Origin of the sequence: Thalassospira sp. UBA1131, assembly GCF_002311515.1 — a bacterium.
Classification (GTDB): domain Bacteria; phylum Pseudomonadota; class Alphaproteobacteria; order Rhodospirillales; family Thalassospiraceae; genus Thalassospira.
The window spans coordinates 134,467-141,215 of sequence record NZ_DCAO01000036.1 but is presented as its reverse complement, the minus strand read 5'-3'; the positions used below and the strand labels follow the sequence as shown (position 1 = coordinate 141,215).

Genomic DNA, 6,749 nt, shown 5'->3' with positions numbered 1-6,749 from the left:
CCAAGGCGCTTTTTGAAGTAATAGACATACGCACAAAGGGCCGCGATCTGTGAGATGATCGTTGCCCACGCCGCCCCTGCAACCCCCAATTCGAATCCAAAGATAAGTATCGGGTCAAGTACCATGTTCAGACCAAACGACCCGAGCAAGGTGTACATCGAAAATCGGCTGTTACCTTCACCGATTGCAATGAAATCGCAGACGATCTGCAACAGTACCAGCACAGAGCAGGCCCCAAGAATTCGCATGTATATGGAAGCTTCGGTGAAAACCTCGTTGCGCGCACCGAGCAGATGCAGAATTGGTCCGTGGAATAATGTGATCAGGATGGCAACGCTAACGCCAAAGCCAATGGCCAAAGCCAAGGCAAGGGATGCGCTTCTTGCGGCATCATGGACATTGTCCCTGCCAAGTGCACGACCGATTTCGGTTGAGGCTGTTAGGCCCAATCCGTGCCCGATTGCACCGACCAGCATGAAGCAGGGAATGGATAAAGTTACCCCCGCCATGGCACTAAGCGCATATTGGGAAACAAAGAAGGCATCGACGACCTGATTGATGGCATTGATCGAAAGCCCAGCCACAGATGGCAGGGCCAGTCGCAGGATCAATCGCATAATCGCCGGATCATTCAGGTCCGGAAGAGCACGCTTTCGCATCAGGAAGCATCCTCATCGTGGACAAAGTCCGGAACATACAGTCGATCATCAAAAAAGCGTTCGCGCAGCAACATAACAAGAAGTGACGTCTTGTGTGGGAAACGAACCTGTTTAATGCCGGCAAAGCCTGAACGCAGAAGGTTGCGGATTTGCTGATTGTGGCCTGCATCAGGTTCACCGACAATGCGTTGCGTTCTTGGGTCATCAAGGAACATGTAATGCATCAGAGACGGAAGCCATGCGGTCAGATATTCCTTTCCGCGAAATGCTTCTTCGCCAATGGCAACATGCCAGCCGCGGTCAAAGTCATCTGCATCATAATGTTCGCCAAGGCGATCTTCTTGTGCCCAGTAGAGCTCGAAATACCCGAATGGGGTGTCGTTGAAATACCCGATCAGCGGCTCGGTTCTGGGATCATCCAGTCGGCTTTGGATGAAGGCTTCGTGCTTTTCCTCTGAGCCGGACTCTTCCCAAAAGACGTCGACGCGCGGGTCGTTCATCCATTTATGGAAGCACCCGAGATGACGACGAATATCCGCGCGTTCAAACCGGATAGTTTTGTCGATCCAAGGGATGTAACGCGCATAAAGTGTGTGCGAGGCACTTGGGCGACGGACTGGATGACGGCGTCCGTTGGTTGACGTGTAACGCAAAGGGAAAGGGTCGCGTTCGGGATGTGCCAACCAGTTCAGCGTTAGTTGATAGAGATTGCGTGAACTGACAACAATGCTGTCACCTGAATGAGAAATCAAACCGTTGCGAAACATGTTCGCTGTCCATTCCGGATCCAATTGCGGGGGAAGTTTGATTTCAGATCGAGAAGGATGAGCAATCAGAAGTGCTTCGCCCAGCGCAGCCAAACCTTTGGCATCTAGAACGTTAAGCGTCAGGCTTGCAACATCATCAAGTACGATCTGGTCCGGTGAGAGGGTGAAATAGAAGTCATGATTTTCACTTTCCCCACAAAGCTGAATATGTCCGTCCTCGATGGACGAGTGCCAGTTTCCTGCGTTCTGAAAGTGTGGAACTTCCAGTTTCTGGGATGAGTTTTGAGTTGGTGCTTCTAATGCAATGACATTCATATTCAGATCTCCTGATGTCTAAGTTTCCAACCCGATTGGGTTCGTTAAGTCTCTGTAGTCCGGACGGATGAGAGGATTGGAAGTTCAGGTGCATTTTTTCGATTCGAGATGCAGAAACTTCTGAACTTGGCAGGTGACGGTTCGTCTTTGGTGCAAATGCTTGAAACTTGCTTTGCCAATGTGGAGACGACCATGAATGGTTCTCAGGCGGTAAATGCCGCGTCCTTAAACCCATCAAACGAACCGAGTTCGCAACCCGGTTTTCATTCAATTTCAGAAGATGTTGTTGGTTTGCCATGGGCGGTGGAACCCTGGCGGATGAAAGGATATCCGCACCAAGTCATTGACCGTTTTTGCGACGATGATCCCGACCGCCCGGCCATCCTGACAACAGATGAGGTTTGGTCGCGAAAGCGCCTGAAACAAACGTCAGATGCGATTGCCTGCGCTCTGATTGCCAATGGGGTCGAGCGTGGTGACGTTGTTGTTGTTGCGCTTCCGAAATCTGCGATGGCGATTGCAGCCATTCTTGGTGTCTGGAAAGCTGGTGGGGCTTTTGTTCCCGTGGACCCGCAGCACCCCGAGACCAGAAATCAGCACGTATTGACTGATTGTTATGCACGTTACGCTGTTACCACCGGCAGGGATTTGACGGTTCTTGGTCAGCAGGAGCTTGAGGTTGTTCTTGTCGATGAGCTCGACACGTCGGAAGCCGACTTCCTCGCCGTCGCCCCGCTTGCCGATCAGCTTGCCTATATTATCTACACGTCCGGTTCGACTGGTAAACCTAAAGGGGTCATGGTGGATCAAGGCCCGTTGATTGACCATTTGAATGCTACCGGGCCAATCTATCTGATGGATGAAGATTCGCGAGAACTACCCTTTCTTCCATTTTCATCTGATGGTGGTCATGAACGCTGGATCGTGCCGTTGATGGCAGGTGGCAGTATTTTATTGCCTGACCAACTGCTCTGGACGCCGGAAGACACAGTTGACGCCATTCGTAAACATGGCGTGACCCATGCTTCATTTCCGACCAGCTATGTACATGAGTTGGCAGGGTGGCTTCGCGAGAAGGGCCAGACTCTTGATCTGATACTTTGTTCCTTTGGCGGTGAGGCAATGCCAAAGGAAACTTTCAACCGGATCGCGCGGGCCATCAATTCTCGTTATCTGATCAACGGTTATGGTCCGACAGAAACCGTGATGACACCCATGTTGTGGCGTGTCGCTCAGGACCGGCTTTGTGAGACCGTTACAGCCCCGATCGGACGACCGGTCGGAGATCGTTGGGCCTATATCCTTGATGCGGATGGCAACGCGGTTGCACCCGGCGAAATCGGTGAGATACATCTTGGCGGCTATTGTGTTGCCCGTGGATATAACAACTTGCCTGAAAAGACCGCCGATCTTTTCATTCACGATAATTTTGCGCGGAATGATCATGCACGAATGTATCGCACCGGTGACTTGGGCCGGTTCCTTCCGGATGGCATGATCCAGTTTGCTGGACGGGTCGATGATCAGGTCAAAATACGCGGGCATCGCATCGAACCGGCAGAAATCGAGACTGTCTTGCGTGGATTTGATGACGTTGCCAATTGCGTCGTCGTCGCAGCTGAAGTTGCCTCACGGTTGGAACTGATTGCCTATGTCGTACCGCGTTCCGGAGCATCGGTTGATACCCGTTCAGTTCGTGTGCGGTTGCAGGACCTGCTGCCAAGCGCAATGGTGCCTGGCTACATCATTGAAATGACGATGTTGCCACTTAATGCCAATCACAAGGTCGATAAATCACAGTTGCCGCTACCGCGTCGCGAGGGGGCCATAATCAAGCCAGCTAATGACGACGAGGCCGCTCTGTTGATCATTTGGAAATCCGCACTGGGTCTCGATGAAGTCGGAGTGACCGATAATTTCTTCGAGATCGGCGGGAATTCGATAACAGCCCTGCGTGTACTGGCAAAAGTTCGCGATCAGTTTCCTGAACGCAATGCGGAAATTACGGATCTTTTCAACTTTCCGACCATCCGAAGCTTGTTGTTGGCGCTGTCTGAACCCGAATGCAAGCCGGGGGCGGATATCGTGCATTTGCAGCAAGGCAAGCCCGATCAGCCTGTCCTTTATTGCTTTCCGGGGCTGCTTGTCAGCACGCGCGAATATATGAAGCTGGTGAAAAGTCTGGGCGAGGATCAATCCGCCGTGGGCTTCATGTGCCATTCGCTTACAGAAAATCAGGAACTTGATGTTTCGGTCACCGATATCAGTTCGCGATATGCAGAGCTGGTTTATGGGGAAGCGAAGGGACGTACCTGCGCCTTTCTGGGCTGGTCCTGGGGCGGGTTGCTTGCATATGAATCTGCACGAATGCTGGGCAACGATATCGATCTACGAATGATCGGCATGGTCGATGTTTGCGACATGGACGACGATTTTGATCTGAACGCACGGCCAAAATTCCAACCGGGGCAGCGGGCCGAGATTGAAGCACGCATTCGGGTCTGGCTGCAGAAAACCAAGATGCGTGAAGAATGGGAACGCCTTTTGGCGCTGATGGATGACCTTGCTTATGCGCAGTTTGTCCATTTTGTGGGAAAAAGTGAATTCGGGTTGCCCACAGACGGGCCGGGGATCGGTACGCGCGAACATACGTTCTGGGTGCTAATCGACAATGCCCTTGTTTTCCGCCGCCATGAACTTCTGCCCTATGACGTGCCGATTGCTTCATGGCTTGCAGGCGATACGGTCAGTCGAAAACTTGATCTGATTGATTGGCAGTCACTTTCACGCCTTGCCGAGGCCCCTGAGCATATTCCCGGAACGGATCATTTGACGATCATCGGTGATCCGGCATTCCACACGCGGTTTGGCAAACGTTTGACGAACGCTTTCGAACAACCAGCCGATATGAAATTTTCAAGCAAATAGAAGGACTTGAACGATGGATAAATTGGATCTTGTCGGGATTGGAATTGGTCCTTTCAATCTTAGTCTTGCTGCGCAGCTGGACGGGGTTGCTGATGTGTTTTCAATCTTTCTTGAGCAACGTTCTGAATTTGCCTGGCACCCGGACATGATGCTGCCCGGTGTTGAGCTTCAGACTTCGTTTCTGAAAGATTTGGTAACCCTAACCAATCCGACGAGCAAATGGTCTTTCCTGTCTTACATGGTCGGCCAGAAACGCATGCTTGATTTCATGAACGCGGATTTTGTCGCGGTGCCAAGACGGGAATTCGCCGCTTATCTGAAATGGGTTGCAGACCATTTGGAAGGCTTGGCATTTGACAATGTGGTGCGCGAAGTCGCATTCGATGGTCAAGACTTTAAGGTTCGTACGGATCATACAAGTTATGTCACGAGCAATCTTGCCATTGGTGTCGGCAAGCCTGCATTTATTCCCGCCTGGGCGCGCCAGTTGCCCAAGCATAAATGCTTTCACACAAGCCAAGCGAAGTCGAATTTGCCAAAGCTGCGCGGCAAGAGAATTGCCGTTATTGGCGGGGGACAGAGTGGTGCTGAACTTGTTGAGTATCTGCTTGGTGGAAACGTCAAAGGTGTTGAAGAAGTTCTCTGGTTATCGCGTCGCGACAATTTCGAACCCCTTGATGATACTCCATTTGTAAATGAGTATTTCACGCCCGGATATGCCGATGTCTTCGCAGGTCTGCCGGATGCCTGTAAACAGGATTTGATGTCTCGACAAAAGCTTGCCAGTGATGGTGCATCGCTTTCAACGCTCAAGTCGATTTATCAGCTGCTATACCGGCAGCGTTACCTGCAGGAGGGCCATGTTGCCGGTCGGCTCCTGCCCCAACGAGAAGTCTTTCAGGTTCAGCAAGATGGTGAAACAATGAGGATTGCTGCCAGAAACGGGCTTAATCAGGATGTCGAGTTCTTCGATGCGGATGCGCTGATTCTGGCAACCGGTTATGAAACGACATTGCCGGAATTCATGGCGCCACTGCGTTCACTTCTGGAAGTGGGGGCATCAGGTGCCTATCGCTTGGATGCGGATTTCCGTGCCCAATGGGATGGACCATCTGACCGAAACATCTTTGTTCAAAATGCCGGCAGGATCGATTTGGGGATCTTTGAGCCTCAACTAAGCCTGATGGCTTGGCGAAGTGCTAAGATTGTAAATGCTCTGACAGGCAAGGCCGTCTTCAATCTTGATCAAAATCCACCGATTGTTGACTGGGTTGCCGGTACTGGGGACCGGGCAGGTGGTGCTGTCGTGCAGGCCTGGGGCTAGGGACGGCAAACTGAAATCTGCAGCCTGTTCGACTTTGGGAACAGGCTGCAGATCCTGAAGCCTTATGCTGGACGGGTCAGTTCTACATTATGGAGTGCCTGACGGCATCGCTGATCGGCCTGATGGATGTATGCGCAAACAGATGCTTTGGAGACACCGATATCCTTTGCAATGACGTTTTGCGCGAACCCGTCCACGCGATGCCGGTAAAAAGCGGTGCGCACGTGTGGTGGCAGCTCTTTTAATGCGTTCTCAATGACCCGAAGGGCCTGACAACCACTGAGACGCGCTTCGGGGCAGTCTGCGTTTCCCGCAGGACAAAGATCAGTTGGATCGCTGTCCGCGAAAAGAGTGCGTTCGAACGTAATTTGGCGAACCTTGTCGATTGCCATGTTTCTAGCAATGCGCGTTATGAAGGCACTTGGTGTGGCGACTTCTGTGTCTATTTGTGCGGTGAGCAGCTTGGCATAGGTATCCTGAACAATGTCATCCGCCAGATGGGGACATTTTACGATAGACTGGGCAACGCGTCGCAATTTCCCCTCTTGGCTTTTGGCGATAGTTAGCAAAGCTTGTCGCTGAAATTGGTCTTTTGGAAGTGGGGCAGTTTGGCTTGCTTGGTGCATTTCCGAATGTCTCCGTTAGTTTGCTCGTTAGTGAAAATAATAGTCACTTGCAAATTTGGGACGCGGTTTGCACTCTCCACGGGGTCGATCATCTTTTGTCATTCGGACGGATCTGATGGCAAATCAGATC

5 protein-coding genes are annotated in these 6,749 nt (G+C 51.6%); 2 read left to right on the top strand and 3 right to left on the bottom strand.

Features of this window, described 5'->3' with window-relative positions:
• Positions 1–659: MATE family efflux transporter (locus B3Z49_RS05745; protein WP_296988810.1), on the bottom strand; the 659-nt coding region annotated here is incomplete at its 3' end.
• The gene (locus B3Z49_RS05740) at positions 659–1,741 is read right to left on the bottom strand and encodes a GNAT family N-acetyltransferase (RefSeq protein WP_210514468.1); all 1,083 of its coding nucleotides are present in this window, start codon (positions 1,739–1,741) and stop codon (positions 659–661) included. The genes B3Z49_RS05740 and B3Z49_RS05745, both read right to left, overlap by 1 nt.
• Positions 1,742–2,059: 318 nt before the next feature.
• On the opposite strand from B3Z49_RS05740, the gene B3Z49_RS05735 reads away from it, so the two are divergent.
• Both B3Z49_RS05735 and B3Z49_RS05730 read left to right on the top strand, forming a co-directional pair.
• Positions 2,060–4,669: a non-ribosomal peptide synthetase gene (locus tag B3Z49_RS05735; RefSeq protein ID WP_296988802.1), complete on the top strand. Its 2,610-nt coding sequence runs from the start codon at positions 2,060–2,062 to the stop codon at positions 4,667–4,669.
• 13 nt (positions 4,670–4,682) lie between these two features.
• Positions 4,683–5,993, top strand: a complete 1,311-nt coding sequence (locus tag B3Z49_RS05730) for a lysine N(6)-hydroxylase/L-ornithine N(5)-oxygenase family protein (protein ID WP_296988800.1) — start codon at positions 4,683–4,685, stop codon at positions 5,991–5,993.
• A 62-nt stretch (positions 5,994–6,055) separates the two neighbouring features.
• Here the strand turns inward: B3Z49_RS05730 and B3Z49_RS05725 are convergent, their stop codons facing one another.
• On the bottom strand, positions 6,056–6,619 hold the full coding sequence (locus B3Z49_RS05725) for a sigma-70 family RNA polymerase sigma factor (protein ID WP_296988797.1): 564 nt from the start codon (positions 6,617–6,619) through the stop codon (positions 6,056–6,058).
• Between the last annotated feature and the right edge of the window lie 130 nt (positions 6,620–6,749).